The organism is Marinobacter manganoxydans MnI7-9 (assembly GCF_000235625.1).
GTDB classification, from domain to species: Bacteria; Pseudomonadota; Gammaproteobacteria; order Pseudomonadales; family Oleiphilaceae; genus Marinobacter; species Marinobacter manganoxydans.
Genome location: NZ_AGTR01000015.1, coordinates 52,507 through 72,452 on the forward strand (window position 1 = coordinate 52,507; position 19,946 = coordinate 72,452).

Below are 19,946 nucleotides of genomic sequence, written 5' to 3' on the forward strand. Positions count from 1 at the left end.
CAGACTCGGGCCGTTATGGGCCCCTTTCCAAAAATGTCGGAGGCCAAGGATGGCCGAGGACAAGCGCACATGGATGTGCTCGTAGCGGTTTTTGGAAAGGGGCCCATAACGGCCCAGCCATCAAACAAGCAGGCTAGAAGAGGCTAAGCCGCGGAATTCAGCGGTGATACTCTGGGCTCAGCTCGACCACAGCTTCAATGAACGCCTTTGCATGCTCCGGATCGACATCCGGCGTAATCCCGTGACCAAGGTTAAATATGTGCCCATTGCCGGAACCGAAGCGCTTGAGGATATCAGCCACTTCCTGCCGGATCCGCTCAGGCGGTGCATACAGCATCGCCGGATCCATGTTGCCCTGAAGGGCCACTCGATCACCAATCCGGGCCCGGGCATTACCGATATCGGTAGTCCAGTCCAGACCAACGGCATCCGCACCGGAATCGGCAATGGATTCCAGCCACTGACCGCCATTCTTGGTAAACAGGATCACTGGCACCCGGCGACCATCGCTCTCGCGAATCAGGCCGTCAACGATCTTCCTCATGTAGCGGAGCGAGAACTCTTCGTACGCCCAGCTGCTCAAAACGCCTCCCCAGGTATCGAAAATCTGTACAGCCTGGGCACCGGCCTTGATCTGGCCGTTGAGGTAGTCAATGACCGCGTCCGCCAGATGATCCAGCAAGCGGTGCATAACCTCTGGCTGGCCATACATGAGCTTCTTGGCCTCCCGGAAATCCTTGGAAGAGCCCCCTTCAATCATATAGGTGGCGAGGGTCCACGGGCTTCCGGAGAAGCCGATCAGGGGAACACTGCCATTCAGCGCACCGCGGATGGTGGAGACCGCGTTCATGACGTAATCCAGGTCCACCTCAGCGTTGATCTTCGGCAGAGCGGCAACATCGGCTTCGGAGCGGATCGTGTTCCGGAATTTCGGGCCCTCGCCGGTTTCGAAGTACAGGCCGAGACCCAGAGCATCCGGAATGGTCAGGATGTCTGAGAACAGGATGGCCGCATCCAGCGGGAAACGCTCCAGGGGCTGTAGCGTCACTTCACAGGCCAGCGGCGTGTTCTTGCACAAGCTGAGAAAATCCCCGGCCTTCGCCCTTGTCGCACGGTACTCCGGCAGGTATCGCCCTGCCTGTCGCATCATCCAGACCGGTGTGCGGTCCACGGGCTGGCGCATCAGGGCGCGCAGGAAACGATCATTCTTCAGCTCGGTCATAGAAAATCCAGCGTGTTCTGTACAAAGGGGAAAATTGGATGGAGGCCATAATACCCGGTTTGCGGGAATAAAAAAGGGCGGCTTTCCCTTAGGAAACCGCCCTTCTCATCAGGATCAACCGTGCAATCAGATATCCAGGTAATCCATGATGCCTTCGGCAGCCTGACGGCCTTCCCAGATAGCGGTTACGACCAGATCCGAACCGCGGACCATGTCCCCGCCCGCAAAGATTTTCTCGTTGCTGGTCTGGAACATGAACTCTGCGCCTTCCGGAGCAGTTACCCGGCCCGAATCGTCGGTATTCACTTTCAGCTCATCGAACCAGTCGGCCGGGCTCGGACGGAAACCGAAGGCGACCAGAACCGCGTCCGCAGGAATAACCTCCTCGCTACCCGGGACCACTTCCGGACGGCGACGACCATTTTCGTCCGGATCGCCCAGACGGGTCTGAACCACCTTCACACCCTCAACCCGGTCTTCACCAATAATGGCGATGGGCTGACGATTGAAGAGGAACTTAACGCCCTCTTCCTTGGCGTTGGCCACTTCCCGGCGAGAACCCGGCATGTTGGCTTCGTCCCGGCGGTAGGCACAGGTGACGCTCTCGGCCTGCTGACGGATCGAGGTGCGGTTGCAGTCCATCGCCGTATCGCCGCCACCGAGGACAACAACCCGCTTGCCTTTCATGTCAATGAAGTCTGCTTCGTCTTTCTCGAAGCCGAGACGACGGTTGACGTTCGAAACGAGGAACGGCAGTGCATCGTACACGCCCGGCAGGTTCTCACCCGGGAAACCTCCCTTCATGTAGGTGTAGGTGCCCATGCCCATGAAAACGGCATCGTACTCGTCAATGATCTCCTGCAGCTGAACGTCCTTGCCCACCTCGGTAGACAGGCGGAATTCCACGCCCATCTCCTCGAACACCTTGCGGCGACGGGTCATAACGGATTTTTCCAGCTTGAACTCGGGAATGCCGAAGGTCAGCAGGCCACCGATTTCCGGATAGATATCGAATACAACCGGCTTGACGCCATTGCGAACCAGAACGTCCGCGCAGCCCAGACCCGCAGGCCCAGCGCCGATGACTGCAACCTTCTTGTCTGTCCACTTCACGGCGGACATATCCGGTTTCCAGCCCAGGGCAAAGGCGGTGTCGGTAATGTACTTCTCGACAGACCCGATGGTAACCGCACCGTACCCGTCGTTCAGCGTGCAGGCACCTTCACACAGGCGATCCTGCGGACAAACCCGGCCGCAAACTTCAGGCAGGGAGTTGGTCTGGTGACACAACTCGACGGCCCGCATGATATTGCCTTCGGAAACCAGCTTGAGCCAGTTCGGAATATAGTTGTGAACCGGGCACTTCCACTCGCAATAGGGGTTACCACACTCAAGACAGCGATGGGACTGGGACGCCGCGTTATCTGCTGTGAAGGGGTGGTAAATTTCACCAAACTCTTTCTTCCGCTTCTTGGCCGGGACCTTTTTCGGGTCGACACGTCCAACCTCGACAAACTGGAAGTCATTACTCAGTCGTTCTTTCATCTGGATGCTCTCATCAACTCGATTTCGACAAGGGCGGCAGCCAGGCTGCTCGCCCCAAACCCTCTCAGCCTCTTATTCCGGACGCGCCCGGGTGCTGGCCAGCAGACTGCGCAGATTCGCAGCCTTGGGTTTCACCAGCCAGAAGCGGCCAATGTAGTCGTCGAAATTCTCAAGAATGTGCTCTGCCCACTCACTGCCGGTTTCCGAGATATGCTCCCGGATTACACCACGCAGGTGATTGCGGTAGGACTCCATGTCCTCGCTGGAAATCCGCTGAATTTCCACCAGCTCGTGGTTGTATTTGTCCACGAACGTGTTGTTGATATCCATGACGTAAGCAAAGCCACCGGTCATACCAGCACCGAAGTTGTGGCCAGTAGAGCCCAGCACCGTCACCAGACCACCGGTCATGTATTCACAGCAATGGTCTCCGGCGCCTTCCACAACGGCATGGGCACCGGAATTACGAACTGCAAATCGCTCACCCGCGGTTCCGGCAGCAAAGAGTTTGCCGCCGGTTGCGCCGTAGAGACAGGTATTGCCGACGATAGAGGTTTCCTGGGTCTTGAACGCGCTGCCGCGGGGCGGCTTCACAACCAGCTTGCCACCGGTCATGCCCTTACCGACGTAGTCGTTGGCGTCCCCTTCAAGGATCAGGTTGAGACCACCCACGTTCCAGACACCAAAACTCTGGCCAGCGGTACCGGTCAGGTCCAGGGTGATCGGTGCATCCACCATACCCTGGTTACCATGGATCTGGGCGATTTCGCCAGAGAGGCGGGCGCCAATAGAGCGATCACAGTTGGTGACTCGATAGGACCACGCGCCTCCACTCTTCTCTTTGATCGCCGCAGCGGTATCCTGAACCATCTGTTCCGCGAGCCTGCCCTCATCAAACGGGTGATTCCGTTCGACCTGACAGGTCTGCGGCTTGTCTGCAGGAATATGGTCGTTAGACAGCAGGCGACTCAGATCCAGTTTCTTCTGACGTTCGGTATCACCGGGCAGGCGCTCCAGCAGGTCAACGCGACCCACAAGCTCTTCCAGGGTACGCACGCCCAGCTTGGCCATCCACTCCCGGGTCTCTTCGGCCACGAAGCGGAAGAAATTCATCGCCATTTCCACCGTGCCCTTGAAGTGCTCTTCACGGAGGTGGTCGTTCTGTGTAGCCACACCGGTCGCGCAGTTATTCAGGTGACAGATACGCAGGTATTTACAACCCAGCGCAACCATCGGGGTGGTACCAAAACCGAAGCTCTCGGCACCAAGGATCGCGCCCTTTACCACGTCCAGACCTGTTTTCAGGCCGCCATCAGTCTGCAGGCGAATCTTGCCACGCAGGTCATTGGCTCGCAGCGCCTGCTGGGTTTCGGTAAGCCCCAGCTCCCAGGGAGAACCGGCGTAGCGGATCGACGTCAGCGGGCTCGCCGCTGTACCGCCATCGTACCCGGACACCGTGATCAGGTCGGCGTACGCCTTAGCCACACCTGCGGCAATCGTACCGACGCCGGGCTCAGAGACCAGCTTCACAGACACCAGAGCCTGCGGATTGACCTGTTTGAGGTCGAAAATCAGCTGGGCCAGATCCTCGATGGAATAGATATCGTGATGCGGCGGCGGTGAAATCAGCGTTACGCCCGGGACCGAATAACGCAGGCGGGCGATCAGTTCATTGACCTTGCCACCGGGCAACTGGCCGCCTTCGCCCGGCTTGGCACCTTGGGCCACCTTGATCTGCATGACATCCGCACTACGCAGATATTCGGCTGTAACGCCAAAACGTCCGGACGCGATCTGTTTGATTTTCGAGCGTTTTTCAGTGCCATAGCGAGCGGGATCTTCACCGCCCTCGCCCGAATTAGACCGGCTGCCCAGGGTATTCATGGCCACCGCCAAGGCTTCGTGGGCCTCGGGTGACAGGGCACCAAGTGACATACCGGCCGAATCAAAGCGGGTGAAGATGTTTTCAACCGGCTCTACTTCCGAAATATCAATCGGCTTGATGTCTTTCCGGAAGACAAGAAGGTCACGGAGCGTCGCAACCGGACGCTCGTTAACCAGACCCGCGTATTCCTTGTAGTGGCCATAGTCGCCGCTGGTCACCGCCTCCTGGAGCTTACCGACCACATCCGGGTTAAAGGCATGATACTCCTGGCCATGGACGTACTTCAGAAGACCGCCCTGAATGATGGGCTTGCGCGGCTTCCAGGCCACGGACGCCAATTGCTCCTGGTCCTGCTGGAAATCGTAGAACCCGGCACCCTGGATTCGGCTGGGCACACCCTTGAAGCACAGGTCAACGACATCATCGGCCAGACCGACCGCCTCAAACAGCTGGGCGCCACGATAGGAAGTGATGGTGGAAATTCCCATCTTCGACAGTATCTTCAGCAACCCTTTGTTGATGCCCTTCCGGTAGTTATTCTTGGCATCAATCGGATCCATCAGCAGTTCGCCGGTACGGATCAGGTCGTTCAGAACCTGGTAAGCCAGGTACGGATAGACCGCTGTTGCACCAAAACCGAAGAGCACGGCGAAATGATGGGGATCGCGAGCCCAACCGGTTTCAACAACGATGTTGGAATCGCAACGCAGTCCTTTCTTGACCAGATGGTGGTGGACCGCACCGGTTGCCATCAGGGCATTGACCGGCAGTTCACCTTCCTTCAAATCTTTGTCGGTGAGGATCAGCAGCACCTTACCATCCCGGACGGCCTGTTCCGCTTCCTCACAAACCTGGCGAATCGCCTGCTCCAATCCCTGTTCCGGGCGGTAGCTCATGGAAATACGCGCGACCTCGAAACCCGGGCGCTCATTGTTGGCAATCTTGAGGAACTTGGCAGGCGACAGAACCGGTGTCGTCAGAATAATGCGGTCTGCGTGATCGGCGGTTTCCTCGAATACGTTGCGCTCGGCACCCAGACAGGTCTCCAGGGACATGACAATCGACTCACGCAGAGGGTCAATCGCCGGGTTGGTCACCTGGGCGAACTTCTGCCGGAAGTAGTCCGCCACGTGGCGTACCTTGCTCGAGAGCACGGCCATTGGGGTATCGTCGCCCATGGATCCAACCGCTTCCTGGCCGTTCTCCGCAAGCGGACGCAATACCTGGTCACGCTCTTCGAAGGAGACCATGAACATCTTCTGGTGCACCAGAAGCTCGTCGGAATCCATCAGCCTGAAATCCGGGGTGTCCTGATTCAGAGTGGTCTCGACGCGGAGAGCGTTTTCCCGCAGCCAGCGCTTGTAAGGCTGAGCGGTCTTGAGACGCTGATCAATGTCCTTGGTGTGCAGGACTTCACCGGACTCTGTGTCGATCGCCAGCATCTGACCCGGTCCGACACGGCCTTTGGCTACCACATCGTCCGGCTGATAACCGTAAGTTCCGATCTCTGAGGCCAGCGTGATGAAATCATCCTTGGTGATGACCCACCGGGCCGGGCGCAGACCATTCCGGTCGAGCATACAGACGGCATAGCGGCCGTCCGACATGACCAGACCGGCAGGACCATCCCAAGGCTCCATGTGCATGGAGTTGTACTCGTAAAACGCACGCAGCTCTGAATCCATGCTGTCGACATTCTGCCAGGCTGGCGGAATCATCATGCGGACCGCGCGGAACAGGTCAACACCGCCGGCAAGCAGCACTTCCAGCATGTTGTCCATGCTTGAGGAGTCAGAACCGGTGAGGTTCACCAGAGGCTGCAGGGTCTGCAGATCTGGCAATTCCGGAGAGCTGAACTTGGCGGCCCGGGCGATGGCCCAGTTACGGTTGCCGTCGATGGTGTTGATCTCACCGTTGTGAGCCAGATACCGGAACGGCTGGGCCAGCGGCCAGCGTGGCATGGTGTTGGTGGAGAACCGCTGATGGAAAACACAGATGGCGGTCTCGAGATCGGGGTCACCCAGATCCTTGTAGAAGTTGGCCAGATCTGCCGGCATCATCAGGCCTTTATAGGCCAGGGTGCGGTGTGACAGGCTACAGATGTAGAACTCGGGATCGTCGGCCATATCGCTTTCGGCGTGGCGACGGCCCACGAACAGACTGATCGCAAAATCACGCTCCGCCTTGCCACCAGGCACCACGAAGACCTGCTCGATACGGGGCAGGCAATCAAGCGCCATAGGACCGAGACAGCTGTCATCGACCGGCACTTCGCGCCAGCCGAGAATCTCCAGGCCCTGCTCGGTCAACCGTTTCTCGATGGCCGCACGACCAGCCGAAGCCTTGGCTTCGTCGGGGTTCAGGAAGACCTGGCCGACAGCAAAAAGATCACCCGGCTCCTTACCAAACGCTGCCTTGGCGGCTTTTTTCAGAAAGCCATCCGGGCTCTGGATCAGAAGGCCACAACCATCGCCGGTCTTTCCGTCTGCAGCGATACCACCTCGGTGGGTCATGCAGGTCAGAGACTCGATGGCAGTTTGCAACAACTTGTGGCTGGCCTCGCCCTTCATGTGGGCAATCAGACCGAATCCGCAGTTGTCCCTGAATTCATCGGGATGATACAAACCTGTCATCATAAGCGTTCTCTCGCGTAGAAATGCTTTTCAATCAAAGAGTTAATTGGCGCACAGCCAAACAACCACCCTTCGACACTGAAAATGGGGGCTGGCTATTTTACACACGTAGAAATACGTACTCAAATCGGCGTGACGTTATTGTGGGAAGCCGAAACCGGGATTACCAGTCGACAAGGTTATGGAACAACGAGTTAGCGCCGAAACAGCGGCGCTATAAATTGTCGACCGGACGCACCCAGGGTGACCTGGAAGCCAGCTCCTCTGGCAAACCAGCTGCCGCGGCATTTGCCGCCTCCCGGGTAGGAAACTCCCCATAGAATACCATAAACCAGGGCTGGCCTTGCCTTTCCCCGCGGGTGTAGACCAGATCACCAAGCTGTGAATAGCGGGAAATAACATTCAGAGCGGTCTGTTCGAGATTGCCGGCCACCAGTTGAATGGTCCAGCCTCCACGCGCCCGAACCTGATCAATCGCCGAAAAATACGCCGGGTTTGCCGGAGTGAAGCTCGGCGCGGCCTCTGGCTCTGGCTCTGGCTCTGGCTCTGGCTCTGGCTCTGGCTCTGGCTCTGGCTCTGGCTCTGGCTCTGGCTCTGGCTCTGGCTCTGGCTCTGGCTCTGGCTCTGGCTCTGGCTCTGGCTGGTCAGCTTCCGGCTCGGTTACCGGCTCTGTCAATACCGTTTCAGGCTCCACGGCAGGCTGGTCCTGCGACGGCTCTTCCGGGGATGGCACTGAATTCTCTGTTTCAGGCCCAATGGTTATACTCTTTCTCACCGGCTCCGGTGCTTTTACAGTCTCGCCGGCCACGGATTCATCATACTGGCGCGACACAAACCACCAGGAGCCCGCAAGGAGCACAAGGGCCAGCCCGGGCAAAAGGAACCGCTTCCACGGAACGTGCTTCGGGCGATCGACACTCGGCGAGGCCACAATGTCCAGCCAAACGCCCGGAGTCACACGCTTGAGTCGCGCAAAGCTACCCTGGCTCAGGGCGTGAATTTTGGAGACCCGGGCCGGACTCAGAAGTTCCCCTGCCTTGCCGCCGGCAGCGTGAACCCGTGGTTCCAGATAGGCAACGATTTCATCCCTGGTGAGAGGCCGCAGATGTATCTGGTGGACACTTGTGCTCGCATCATCCAGGCCCATCGACTGGACCAGACTATCCGTTCCGGCAAACACCGGGACGGCAGAAGAGCCACGCTCTGAAGCCAGATAGGCGGACAGGATAAGCCTTAGCAACTCCGTCGGCGCCCGGTCGGCATCGTCAATCAAAAGGACCATACGCTGGCCCTTTCGGACCCGCGATTCAGACCACTTGAAAAAGCCATAAACCAGGTCTCGGGGGCTGTCTTCCGGGCCGAGATTTGAGCGGGAAACCGCTTTCAGGTCCCGGGCAAGGGCCTGGACGCTGGTCAGCGCTGCCGCCGGTATACGGTGAAAGTCGAGTCTGGATGATTCGCTGCGGACCAGCTCCGCCAGTATTCGGGTTTTGCCCGAGCCAGCAGCTCCGGTCAATAACAGAGCCATATCACCGAAGCCGCATAGATGGCGCAACGCTTCCAGAGCGTGATGACGCATGGCATCCGGAAAGAACGGCGTCTCCATTTCCAGCGGGTTGGCACGGAGGCTGTAGCGCTGCTGCAACCTGGGGAACAGGCCTCCGCCATCAAGACTGTTCAAGCTTTCTTCAGTCACGGGTCTTCCTTGTCTTCTGGTCCGCTACCAAATCATTGATGCCTTCGGGCCGTCATCATGTCGAGCTGCAAAAACGTGCAAAGGTGAGAGCAAGGTTTTCAGGACTCGCTTCGGCTGTGACCACGGCGTCTCCAACCGACCGAAGCAGGACCAGCCTCAAAAGGCCATCCACGTTCTTCTTGTCGACAGCCATCAGCCCCATAAAGTCATCGGCCGTCATTGCAACCGGGGGCTTATCCGGTAAACCGGCCCGGAGGATCAGTCGGTTTATACGATCACAATCGTCACGGCTGATCATCCCTTCAAGCGCGGATAATTCGGCGGCCATCAGCATACCGGTGCCTACTGCTTCCCCGTGCAGCCAGTTGCCGTAACCGGCATAGGTTTCGATCGCGTGGCCGAAGGTGTGACCAAGATTCAGGATCGCCCTGAGGCCACCTTCGCGCTCGTCGAGTGCAACAATTTCGGCCTTGCAAGCGCAGGACCTGAAGATGGCTTCTGCCAGCGCCTCCGGATCAAGACTGACCAATGCATCCATATGCTCTTCAAGCCAGCCAAGAAAGCCCTGATCCCGGATCAGCCCATATTTGATAACTTCCGCCAGCCCCGCTGACACCTCTCTTGCGGGCAAAGTCTGTAGACTTGCCGTGTCTATCAACACCGCTTGCGGCTGATGGAAAGCCCCAACCATGTTCTTGCCAAGCGGGTGATTAATGCCAGTTTTGCCACCGACAGAAGAGTCGACCTGGGAAAGCAGCGTCGTTGGAATCTGGATGAACGGTACACCACGTTGATAACAGGCTGCTGCAAAACCAGCCATATCCCCGACCACACCTCCACCGAGGGCAACCAGAAGGGTTTTTCGGGTGTGGCGATGTTCAAGGAGACCGTCAAAGATGCTGTTAAGAGTCTGCCAATCCTTGAACCTCTCGCCATCCGGAAGTACGACGGTATCAACCCGCTTCCCCGGAAAGCTGGCTTTCGCCCGCTCAAGATAGAGTGGTGCCACAGTCTCATTGGTAACGATCATGACCTGCGCCCCGGAAACAAAAGCTGACAGATCCTGAGTGCCGAGAAGCCCCTCACCGATAAATATGGGGTAGCTGCGTTCACCGAGCTCTACCGAGAGCTCCCGATACCGATTAGACATGGTTGCGACCTTCCTTACGTATCTGCCTTTTGTGACGCGGCGTTTTCGGGTTCAGCCGATTGACCAGCTGACGCACCACCAGCCGGGGACTCTTTCTGTCCGTGAACATGATGATGTCCGCGAGACCTGAATACAGCGGATCGCGGATTGAGAAAAGTTTCCGCAAGACCGCCTCAGGGTCGTCGTTCTGTAGCAAAGGCCGATTGCGGTCCTTGCGTGTACGCTCTACCTGCTGCTCTATGGATGTTTTCAGATAGATGACCGTTGCATCTCTCTTGAGAATCGGGTGGTTTTCCTGGCGCATCACAGCTCCGCCACCAGTAGCCAGCACGGTTCGGTCCTCGTGGGACAACTCGTCCAGCATTGCTGTTTCCCGCAGACGGAAGCCGTCCTCCCCTTCAACATCAAATATCCACGGGATGTTGGCCCCGCACCGCTCTTCAATGATGCGATCAGAATCGAGGAAACGATAGCCGAGCTCTTTGGCGAGCATCCGGCCAATCGTGCTTTTCCCTGCTCCCATGGGGCCAACCAGGACAACGCGTTTCGGCAAAGACATAACTTCCGCTCAGTTTTGTTCAGGCGGGTGAGAATATCACAGGGCCGGTGATTGCATAAGTTCGGGGCCCGTCCTGGACAAAATTCAGGCACAAAAAAGCCGCCGGTTTTAAGCGGCGGCCTTTGAGCTAACCCGTTTAGCGCAGCAGATCGTTCTTGATGATCTTCGGTGTGATGAAGATCAGCAGTTCACTGCGCTCATCAATGTGTTCGGTGCGCTTGAAGATACGGCCCAGGTAGGGAATATCTCCGAGGAACGGCGTTTTGGTGGTCTGGGTCGCAACTTGCGACTGGAAGATACCACCCAGCACCACCGTCTCACCGTTGCCAACCAGAACCTGGGTGGTTACCTGGTTGGTATTGATCGAAGGAATACCGGCGGTAACTTCACCACGGGAGTCCTGGTTGACCACCAGATCCATAATAATCTTGTCATCCGGGGTGATTTGCGGCGTCACCTCGAGAGAAAGCACGGCTTCCTTGAACGAAACCGCTGTCGCACCGCTGGAAGCAGCTTGCTGGTACGGAATTTCCTCACCAGACTTGATCGACGCCGTCTGACGATCGGCAGTCACAACCCGGGGCTGGGAAACCACTTCAGCTTGACCATCACTCTCAAGGGCCGAGAGTTCAAGATCCACCAGGAAGTCGTCGCTGCCCCAACCGATTGCGAAGGAGGACGCTCCGTCACCACTCACTCCCAGATCTACCGCAAGTGCGCCGGGGAAAGACGTCTGGAAAGATCCCGGAGTCGCGGCGGAATCACGGGCATCTTGCACGCCATCAAGACCACCGCCGACCGAAAAGATGTTGTCTCCGCTAATGTCATATGCTGCGCCACCCCAGCGAACACCAAGGTTCTCAGCTACGTTGGTCTGGGCACGCACAATCCGGGCCTCAATAGAGACCTGCCGTACCGGCACATCCCATGTAGAGACCAGGCGGCGGATTTCATCAAGCTTTTCTGCAGTCTCACGAACACTGATGGTGTTGGTGCGGACATCCGAGGAAACGAAACCGCGATCAGAGATCAGTTCTTCGTCCTCTTGAATCAACCCAACGATATCGGCTGCCTTTGCGTAATTTACCTGAATAATATCCAGGCGAACCGGTGCCAATTCGGCGATCTGCTTGTTGGTCTCGAGCTCCAGCTTCTCCCTAGCTGCAATTTCATCGGCAGGGGCTACCAGCAACACATTACCGATCTGACGCTTATCAAGACCTTTGGTCTTCAGGATCAGATCAAGCGCCTGATCCCAGGGTACATTCTGAAGTCGCAGAGTGATGCTGCCACCTACGGTGTCACTGGCCACCAGATTCAGTCCAGTGAAGTCGGCGATCAACTGGAGCACCGAGCGCACTTCGATATCCTGGAAATTCAGGGACAGCTTGTCGCCGGTATACGGGAACTTCTCTTCCCGGCGGGATTCCGCTTCTTCCTGACTCAGCTCCTCGACACTGACGGTAAACTGAGTGCCAGACTGGTAAGCGATGTAGTCGTAGTTGCCCTGGGGGCTGATCTCAACAACGGCATTGCCATCTTCCACAAAGGTGTCAATGCGAGTAACCGGCGTGGCGAAATCCGTCACGTCGAGCCGGCGCCGCAGATCTGCAGGCACCGCAATACCATTCATCGTAAGACGAATTTTGCCGGAACGCTCTGTCAGGTCGACTGGCGTGCTGGAGCTGCCAAGATCCACAAGCACACGTCCTTCGCCGTCTTTGCCACGACGGAAATCGACGCCGGCAAGAGTATTAGATGGTGCCGCGTTGGTTGTTCCACTGCTCTGTGAAGAGGAGGTTGAGGCGCTGGCAACAACTCCCTCAGACTGCCCACCAATCGTCATGACCAGGGAGTTACCAGAACGAACTGTGTCATAGGGCACCAGCTCGACAAGGTTGAAAATCAACCGTGTTCGATCCTTGGTTTCGACCACGGTCATGCTCTGGGCATTACCCGACCCCAGAGGCACGCTTCGGCTATCAAGACCACTGGTCGTATCCCGAAGATCCACCGCGATCCGAGCGGGGCGCTCAATGGTGTAACCGGAGGGTTCCGGTGGCGCCCCATCAAATTGCAGTGTCACCTCAAGCCGCTCGCCCGGTAGCGACGAAAACGACACGTCTTCCAGCGTGACCGCGTTGGCCAGGCCGGATAACAACCCAAAAGCAATCACGCTGACGTATACATTGAGTTTTCTGAACATCGCTAGCCTCGACCCTAAACTTTTTTGTACGTGCATGTTTCTTTCAACTTTCATCCAGCCGCTCCTTAGCCTGCGCCCTCTTCCAGGGTCAGGGAGCGAGGACGCTCTACCCAGCCACCCCGGCCATTGGGAACGATTTCAATGAGCTCGATACGGGTTTCACTAACGCCCACAATGCGACCGTAGTTCTGCCCCATGTAATTTCCCGTGCGGACTCGATGGATCCCGCCGGTATCGTCTTCAATCAGAGCAAACAGATTACCCGATGCACCCTGAAGCGTGCCGACCATTTGAAGTGCTTTCAGGTCAAAATTCTCGAGAACCTCTCTGGGACGATCCAGATCCGGCTCCACATCACTGATCGGCTGTTCGTCCACCATAGTGAGCTGGACATCAATCGGCGGCTCAAATGGCGCCCGACGATCTGCCGCTGAGTAACTGAAAGCTTCGTACGCCTTGAACTCCGGCAAGGGCTCAACATACCCTCTCGGTTTTGCCCGCGTCTCGGCCATGAACTGATCAAGATCTGAAAATCCGCTGCCCTGGGAGCATGCTGTCAGGAGAGACACCAGACACACACCCAGCCAGGCTTTTACCGCATGCTTTCCTGTCATGCTCATTCTCCAGCCCGGTAGCGGTAAGTACGAGCCAAAACCTGCATATCAAGCCGGTCCGCATCTCCGCCAGTTGGTTTTATCGTCAAGTCGTGTAGCGTTACGATCCGTGGAAGGCTGGCAACGCTGCTGACAAATGATGCCAGCTCATGGTAAGAACCGGACACCCGAATATTGATTGGCAGCTCGGAATAGAAGTCCCGACGCTGTTCCGGTTGCAGCTTCACTTCCTGAAGTGCCAAACCACTACCCAAAGCCGTATTCGTAATGTCTTCAAGCAATCCTGGCACTTCGGTCTCACTTGGCAGCTGTCTTACCAAGGCGCCAAAGGTTTCTTCCATTTCCGCCATCTGGGCCTTGAAAACCTCAAGGTTTGCAACCTGATAGGCTTTCTCTTCATAAGTTTTCCGGAGTTCCTGCTCGGTGCGCTCTACACGCTCAAGTTGAGCATACTGATCCTTGATAAAGAACCAGTAACCACCTCCGGCAATCAGCCCGAAGATAATCAGAACTACGATGAACTTGATTGGAGCAGGCCAGATACCCGCGTTATTGACATCAAGGTCGTTGATATCAAATTCATTGAGACTTTTCAGAGAGTCCGCGAGGCTCATTACTTATCCTCCCCTTCGGGCTCGGGCGTTTTCTGTTTAACCGAGAGATTGAACTGGCTGTAACCGGCCCGGCGACTATCAGCTGCAGAGACATTCGAGAGGTTGGGATCCGTGAACCATTCGGAGTCCTCGAACTGGCGCATAAGCGTGGAAACCCGACTGTTAGACTCCGCCATCCCCACAATATCAACGCGCTCGCCGGTTCGCTTGAGATCGGTGTAGAACAAGCCATCGGGCAATGTCCGCACCAGTTCGTCGAAGACGCGCACGATCACGGGTCGCTTGCCCTGGAGATCCTGAATAACCTGCATTCTGGCAAGGAGCTCATCCCGCTTGCGCTTGAGGTTTTCGATCTCCTTGATCTGCTGATCCAGCTTTTTGGTGGCGGTCTCGATGTAGGCGTTGCGGGATTCCTGGTAGGCAATCCGGCTATCCATATCGGTTTTCCAGAGGAAGACCAGGCCGCCAGCAATGATCGCAGCGCCCAGAATCATGACCACAAACTGCTTCTGCTTCTCGGCACGAAGTTCCTCGCGCCACGGTCGAAGGTTAATCTTTGCCATCAGTCGAAGCTCCTCATTGCCAGGCCGCAGGCAATCATCAGGGAAGGCGCATCATTACTCAGTGCCGATGCGTTGACCCGTGACCCTACTGCCATGTCTGCAAAAGGATTCGCGACCATGGTCGGCGTTCCCGTCTTTTCTTCGACCATCTCCGTCAGCCCCTGAATCGAGGCAGTGCCTCCTGCCAGAACCACGTAATCGACAGCATTGTACTGACTGGCGCCAAAGAAGAACTGAAGTGCCCGGGCCACCTGCTGCACCACGGCTTCGCGGAACGGAGTCAGCACTTCGGATTCGTAGTCATCGGGCAATCCACCCTGTTTTTTGGCAAGACCGGCCTCTTCCAGAGACAGGCCGTAACGACGCTGGATCTCCTCGGTCAGTTGCTTGCCACCAAAAATCTGTTCGCGGGTGTAAACGGTTTTGCCGCCGGCCAGAACGCTCAGCGTGGTCATGGTCGCGCCGATGTCAACAATTGCCACCACCAGCTCCTCGCCCTGGGAGTCCAGCTGCGGCTCGATCAACGCGTAGGCCCGCTCAAGGGCGTAGGCTTCGACATCAACCACCTTGGTCGTCAAAGAGGCGATCTCGAGCGCATCTTCTCGAATGTCGACATTTTCCTTTCGGCATGCAGCCAAAAGAACATCTACCTGGTCGGGGTTGCTTTCGGAGGGGCCCTGAACTTCGAAATCGATGGCCACTTCATCCAGTGGGTATGGAATATACTGATCGGCCTCAAGGGCAATCTGGTCTTCCATCTCGAATTCGTTGAGGCCACCGTCCATCTGGATGACCTTGGTTATTACCGCCGAACCTGATACCGCAACTGCTACCTGCTTTACGCCGGAGCGGGACTTGGAAGCGACTCGCTTCATCACTTCGCCCACTGCTTCAACGTCCGTAATATTCTTTTCCACCACGGCATTGGCCGGTAACGGCTCCACCGCGTAGCTTTCGACCTTATAACGGTCACCCTGCTTTGACAGCTCCAGAAGTTTGACCGAGCTGGAGCTTATATCCACGCCCAGCACTGCACTGGATTTCTTTCCTAATCCAAACACGCGCTCACCCTATACCTGGTTAGATGCACCCGGTTACGTAACTTATGTGTTTTTTATTTAAGAGAATTTCTTCACCATTCCGTCTACAATGCCTGTTCTTCTTTAATTGAGAACTTTTGCAGCGGTGAAGAGACTCTTCCATCCTAAAGCAATTTCTCAAATGATAGACCTATATCCAACAGTTGTCAGAAAAAATGTCTCATTTGTTGCGCACATCTCGCCTTCTTGCCTGGTTGTTTCTTACCGGACTAAGTGTCGCCGTTATCGTAACCTCAGGCTTCTATCTTTACCTTCGTCCTGGCCTTCCGCCGGTACATCAGCTTCTGGACATCAAGCTTCAGACGCCATTACGGGTCTATAGCAAAGACAACAGATTAATAGCAGAATTCGGTGAAAAGAGAAGGACACCCATCACAATAGAACAGATCCCAACAATTCAGTTACAAGCCTTTATGGCGGCTGAAGACGCGCGCTTTTACGAGCACTTCGGGGTCGACATCAAAGGCCTGGCGCGGGCTGCCATCGAACTGATCTCCACCGGCGAGATCCAGTCCGGGGGCAGTACCATCACAATGCAGGTTGCAAAAAATTACTTTTTGTCACGGGACAGAACCTTTATACGGAAGTTCAACGAGATACTTCTGGCTCTTCAGATTGAACGTGAACTGGACAAAAACCGAATTCTCGAGCTCTACCTGAACAAGATCTATCTCGGAAACCGTGCATACGGGATTGCTGCCGCCGCTCAGGTTTATTACAACAAACCGGTCTCGGAACTTTCCCTGGCACAGATGGCGATGCTGGCCGGCTTGCCCAAGGCGCCCTCGGCCTTTAATCCACTGGCCAATCCCGACCGGGCGATGGTCCGCCGAAACTGGATCCTCGGACGCATGCAGGACCTGGGTTACATCACCCCGGATGCACGCGAGCTTGCGGTTTCTGCCCCCATCACTGCCAGCTATAACAGCACGGAGACAGAAGTCGACGCCGACTATGTTGCAGAAATGGCCCGATCCGAAATGGTTCGGCGGTTTGGTGAAGACGCCTATACCGACGGCTACACGGTTACCCTGACGGTTGACGGGCGGAAACAGCAGGTTGCCACTGAAGCCCTCAGGGACGGCCTAGAAGCTTATGATCGGCGGCACGGCTTCCGTGGTGCCATCGGGCAGATCGACCAGGAAACACTGGCAACCAGCGAACTGTCCGACCTGATTCTGAATTACCCACGCGTGGAGTCACTGTTACCTGCGATCGTCAAGGAAGTTAACGATGAAGCCGGCGAAGTCAGTGTTCACGTACGTCGCATTGGTCCAGCCATCATGCCTTTCGAGTCCATGACCTGGGCCAGGCGGTATAAAACCGAAAACCTCACCGGCCCAGAGCCGGAGAAACCTTCGGACGTAGTTTCCCGCGGCGATGTCGTCTATGTGCGCGCTCAAAACCCGGAAAAGACCACCCCGGAGAACGAGACCGACGATACCGAAACCCTGAACGACGAGACGGCGCGCCCCCAAACAGCGACCGTCACACTCGCACAGATTCCCAGGGCCGAGGGCGCCCTGATCTCACTCGAGGCCAAAACCGGTGCCATTGAGGCCCTGAGCGGGGGGTACAGCTTTGGCCAGAGCAAATACAACCGGGCAACCCAGGCACGAAGACAGCCGGGCTCTACGTTCAAACCCTTCCTTTACCTGAGCGCTCTGGAAAGTGGCATGACACCTGCGACCATCTACAACGATGCGCCCATTGTGTTCGATGACTCCGAACTGGAGACCGCCTGGCGGCCCCAGAACTCCTCTGGACAGTTCTATGGCCCCACCCGTCTCCGGGAAGCGCTTTACCGATCGCGCAACCTGGTTTCCATCCGGCTCCTGCGTGATCTGGGCATAGAGAATACTCTCAACTACCTGGCTAAGCTGGAAATTCCGACTGAAAACATGCCCGACGACCTGTCGCTTTCGCTCGGCAGCGGCCAGCTTACTCCCATGGAACTGGCCAGAGGCATGGCGGTGATCGCCAACGGCGGCTATGACGTTGAACCCTACCTGATCGATACCATCAGCGACTTCAGGGGCGAAACCATCTACCAGGCTCCGAAAACCATTCTGTGCGATGAAAACTGCGACGAGCTTGCAGAACAAGCAACATCGGGCATGGAGGAAGGCGATGCAAGCGCGGACGAGGAGTCGTCGGAAACGGGCGACCAATCGCCAGACGTCCGCGTGATGCGCAGACTGGCAGACGAACGTGCGGTTTTCATCCTGCACTCAATGATGCAGGACGTGATTCGCCGCGGCACCGGTCGCCGGGCACTGGCACTGGGCCGGGATGACATTGCCGGTAAAACCGGTACCACGAACGAGCAGAAAGACACCTGGTTCGCCGGCTTCAATCATGAAGTGGCCACAACCACCTGGGTAGGATTCGACCAACCGGCACCGCTTGGCAGACGTGAGTTCGGCGCCAGCACCGCGCTACCCATCTGGCTGGACTACATGGAAGTGGCCCTCGAAGGAGCACCCTCATCTCTTATGCCTCGCCCCAACGGCATCGTCAATATCCGGATCAACCCCGAAACCGGACAGCGGGCAAGGCCCGGTGAAGACGGCGTATTTGAGGTCTTCCGCGAAGAAGACGCGCCACCGCCGCTGACATCAGAAACCGAGAACGATGGTAACGGCGGTTCCGAGGAAGACGACCTCTCACGAAGAATCTTCTGACATTCTGAACAGGCATAAAAAAACCGGCGGGATCACCGCCGGTTTTTTTATTACCCTGAACGACAGATCAGATAATGTCGTCCATGGACTTGAGCGGGTAGTGCGCAGGGTATGCGTTACGGGCAACCCCGGAATCCACGGCAGCGCGGGCAACCGCCGCGGGCACCACTTCCAGCAAGCGGACGTCCATCGGCTTGGGAATGATGTACTCTTTCCCGAACTCGAAACTCTCCACACCGTATGCCTCGCAAATTTCCTGAGGCACAGGCTCCTTGGCCAGCTCACGGATTGCATTGACGGCCGCCACCTTCATTTCCTCATTGATCGCGGTGGCACGAACGTCCAGCGCTCCACGGAAAATGAACGGGAAACCCAACACATTGTTAACCTGGTTCGGATAATCAGAGCGACCGGTGGCCATGATCAGATCATCGCGGGTTGCCAGGGCAATTTCCGGGCTGATCTCCGGATCCGGGTTGGAGCAGGCGAAAACGATCGGCTTGGGAGCCATTTTCTTGAGCTGTTCAGCAGTCAGGAGATCCGGACCGGACAGCCCCAGGAATACGTCAGCACCATCAATCGCGTCGTCCAGAGTGCGCTTGTCCGTGTCGTTGGCGAACATTGCCTTGTACTGATTCAAATCATCACGACCAGAGTGGATCACACCCTTGCGGTCAAGCATGAAGATGTTCTCAGAACGAATACCGCAGCTGATCAGAATCTTCATGCAGGCAATGGCGGCAGCACCGGCACCCAGGCAGACCACCCTCGCCTCTTCAATCTTTTTGCCCTGCAGCTCGAGGGCATTGATCATGCCGGCTGCAGTTACGATGGCAGTACCATGCTGGTCATCGTGGAAGATGGGCACGTTGCACTTTTCGATCAGCGCGCGCTCAATTTCAAAGCACTCGGGCGCTTTGATGTCTTCCAGATTGATACCACCGAAGGTATCTGCAATACGCTCAACTGTTTCGATAAACGCCTGCGGGCTCTCGGAATTGACTTCAATATCGAAGACATCAATTCCGGCAAAGCGCTTGAACAGTACGCCCTTGCCTTCCATAACCGGCTTGCTTGCCAGCGGACCCAGGTTACCCAGACCAAGAATCGCAGAACCATCAGAGATGACAGCCACCAGGTTGCCCTTGGCAGTGTACTTGTATGCGTTCTCCGGGTCCTTTGCGATCTCGCGGACCGGTTCGGCAACCCCGGGGCTATACGCCAGGGAAAGGTCGCGGGAGGTCTTGGTTGGCTTGGTGATTTCGACACTCAGCTTACCAGGCCGCGGCTTGGCGTGATATTCAAGGGCTGCTTCTTTCAGATCTTGAGACATTGCCACTGTTCCGTTTGTCACGTTTAAAGGTAGTGAACCGCCGAAGCCAGAGAGCCTCAGATCAACTCCGAATCGAAGGCCCCTACTCGGCGGAGCGCGCCATTATGGCCCGCCAGCCCGGAAACGACAAGTGCCTCATGAA

The 19,946-nt window shown here is 56.7% G+C and carries 13 protein-coding genes; 1 reads left to right on the top strand and 12 read right to left on the bottom strand.

The genetic code is table 11. From position 1 onward, the window contains the following. Positions 1 to 157: 157 nt before the first annotated feature. The 11 genes from hemE to KYE_RS04360 form a co-directional block, all read right to left on the bottom strand. Entirely contained in the window at positions 158 to 1,222 is a 1,065-nt protein-coding gene (hemE, locus tag KYE_RS04310; RefSeq protein ID WP_008170779.1) for a uroporphyrinogen decarboxylase, read from the bottom strand. Between the two features lie 126 nt (positions 1,223 to 1,348). After that, positions 1,349 to 2,767 carry an FAD-dependent oxidoreductase gene (locus KYE_RS04315; protein ID WP_008170781.1) on the bottom strand — a complete coding sequence of 473 codons (1,419 nt, stop codon included), beginning with the start codon at positions 2,765 to 2,767 and terminating at the stop codon, positions 1,349 to 1,351. Between the two features lie 72 nt (positions 2,768 to 2,839). Next, positions 2,840 to 7,288: a glutamate synthase large subunit gene (gene gltB / locus KYE_RS04320; RefSeq protein WP_008170784.1), complete on the bottom strand. Its 4,449-nt coding sequence runs from the start codon at positions 7,286 to 7,288 to the stop codon at positions 2,840 to 2,842. Positions 7,289 to 7,499: 211 nt separating this feature from the next. Then, positions 7,500 to 8,981 carry an SPOR domain-containing protein gene (locus tag KYE_RS04325; RefSeq protein WP_008170786.1) on the bottom strand — a complete coding sequence of 494 codons (1,482 nt, stop codon included), beginning with the start codon at positions 8,979 to 8,981 and terminating at the stop codon, positions 7,500 to 7,502. A gap of 55 nt (positions 8,982 to 9,036) precedes the next feature. Continuing rightward, a complete protein-coding gene (aroB, locus tag KYE_RS04330) occupies positions 9,037 to 10,131 on the bottom strand; it encodes a 3-dehydroquinate synthase (protein WP_008170788.1) in 1,095 nt (364 codons plus the stop codon). Beyond that, positions 10,124 to 10,690 carry a shikimate kinase AroK gene (gene aroK / locus KYE_RS04335; protein ID WP_008170790.1) on the bottom strand — a complete coding sequence of 189 codons (567 nt, stop codon included), beginning with the start codon at positions 10,688 to 10,690 and terminating at the stop codon, positions 10,124 to 10,126. Before aroK ends, aroB begins: the two co-directional genes overlap by 8 nt. Positions 10,691 to 10,826: 136 nt before the next feature. Beyond that, positions 10,827 to 12,896, bottom strand: coding sequence for a type IV pilus secretin PilQ (pilQ, locus tag KYE_RS04340; RefSeq protein ID WP_008170792.1), 2,070 nt, complete (start codon positions 12,894 to 12,896; stop codon positions 10,827 to 10,829). Positions 12,897 to 12,961: 65 nt separating this feature from the next. Further along, positions 12,962 to 13,510 carry a pilus assembly protein PilP gene (locus KYE_RS04345; protein ID WP_008170793.1) on the bottom strand — a complete coding sequence of 183 codons (549 nt, stop codon included), beginning with the start codon at positions 13,508 to 13,510 and terminating at the stop codon, positions 12,962 to 12,964. A gap of 2 nt (positions 13,511 to 13,512) precedes the next feature. Next, a complete protein-coding gene (locus KYE_RS04350) occupies positions 13,513 to 14,124 on the bottom strand; it encodes a type 4a pilus biogenesis protein PilO (RefSeq protein ID WP_008170795.1) in 612 nt (203 codons plus the stop codon). Beyond that, positions 14,124 to 14,687 carry a PilN domain-containing protein gene (locus KYE_RS04355; RefSeq protein ID WP_008170797.1) on the bottom strand — a complete coding sequence of 188 codons (564 nt, stop codon included), beginning with the start codon at positions 14,685 to 14,687 and terminating at the stop codon, positions 14,124 to 14,126. Before KYE_RS04355 ends, KYE_RS04350 begins: the two co-directional genes overlap by 1 nt. Continuing rightward, the gene (locus KYE_RS04360; RefSeq protein ID WP_008170799.1) at positions 14,687 to 15,748 is read right to left on the bottom strand and encodes a pilus assembly protein PilM; all 1,062 of its coding nucleotides are present in this window, start codon (positions 15,746 to 15,748) and stop codon (positions 14,687 to 14,689) included. Before KYE_RS04360 ends, KYE_RS04355 begins: the two co-directional genes overlap by 1 nt. Before the next feature lie 194 nt (positions 15,749 to 15,942). On the opposite strand from KYE_RS04360, the gene KYE_RS04365 reads away from it, so the two are divergent. After that, the gene (locus tag KYE_RS04365; RefSeq protein WP_039881842.1) at positions 15,943 to 18,471 is read left to right on the top strand and encodes a penicillin-binding protein 1A; all 2,529 of its coding nucleotides are present in this window, start codon (positions 15,943 to 15,945) and stop codon (positions 18,469 to 18,471) included. A 67-nt stretch (positions 18,472 to 18,538) separates the two neighbouring features. Here KYE_RS04365 and KYE_RS04370 read toward each other — a convergent pair whose 3' ends face one another. Then, the gene (locus KYE_RS04370) at positions 18,539 to 19,804 is read right to left on the bottom strand and encodes a malic enzyme-like NAD(P)-binding protein (protein WP_008170803.1); all 1,266 of its coding nucleotides are present in this window, start codon (positions 19,802 to 19,804) and stop codon (positions 18,539 to 18,541) included. Between the last annotated feature and the right edge of the window lie 142 nt (positions 19,805 to 19,946).

Bases quoted from the DNA above. Each gene is read 5' to 3' on its own strand.
- hemE (WP_008170779.1), bottom strand. From the start codon at position 1,222: ATGACCGAGCTGAAGAATGATCGTTTCCTGCGCGCCCTGATGCGCCAG.
- KYE_RS04315 (WP_008170781.1), bottom strand. From the start codon at position 2,767: ATGAAAGAACGACTGAGTAATGACTTCCAGTTTGTCGAGGTTGGACGT.
- gltB (WP_008170784.1), bottom strand. From the start codon at position 7,288: ATGATGACAGGTTTGTATCATCCCGATGAATTCAGGGACAACTGCGGA.
- aroB (WP_008170788.1), bottom strand. From the start codon at position 10,131: ATGTCTAATCGGTATCGGGAGCTCTCGGTAGAGCTCGGTGAACGCAGC.
- aroK (WP_008170790.1), bottom strand. From the start codon at position 10,690: ATGTCTTTGCCGAAACGCGTTGTCCTGGTTGGCCCCATGGGAGCAGGG.
- pilQ (WP_008170792.1), bottom strand. From the start codon at position 12,896: ATGTTCAGAAAACTCAATGTATACGTCAGCGTGATTGCTTTTGGGTTG.
- KYE_RS04345 (WP_008170793.1), bottom strand. From the start codon at position 13,510: ATGACAGGAAAGCATGCGGTAAAAGCCTGGCTGGGTGTGTGTCTGGTG.
- KYE_RS04350 (WP_008170795.1), bottom strand. From the start codon at position 14,124: ATGAGCCTCGCGGACTCTCTGAAAAGTCTCAATGAATTTGATATCAAC.
- KYE_RS04355 (WP_008170797.1), bottom strand. From the start codon at position 14,687: ATGGCAAAGATTAACCTTCGACCGTGGCGCGAGGAACTTCGTGCCGAG.
- KYE_RS04365 (WP_039881842.1), top strand. From the start codon at position 15,943: ATGTCTCATTTGTTGCGCACATCTCGCCTTCTTGCCTGGTTGTTTCTT.
- KYE_RS04370 (WP_008170803.1), bottom strand. From the start codon at position 19,804: ATGTCTCAAGATCTGAAAGAAGCAGCCCTTGAATATCACGCCAAGCCG.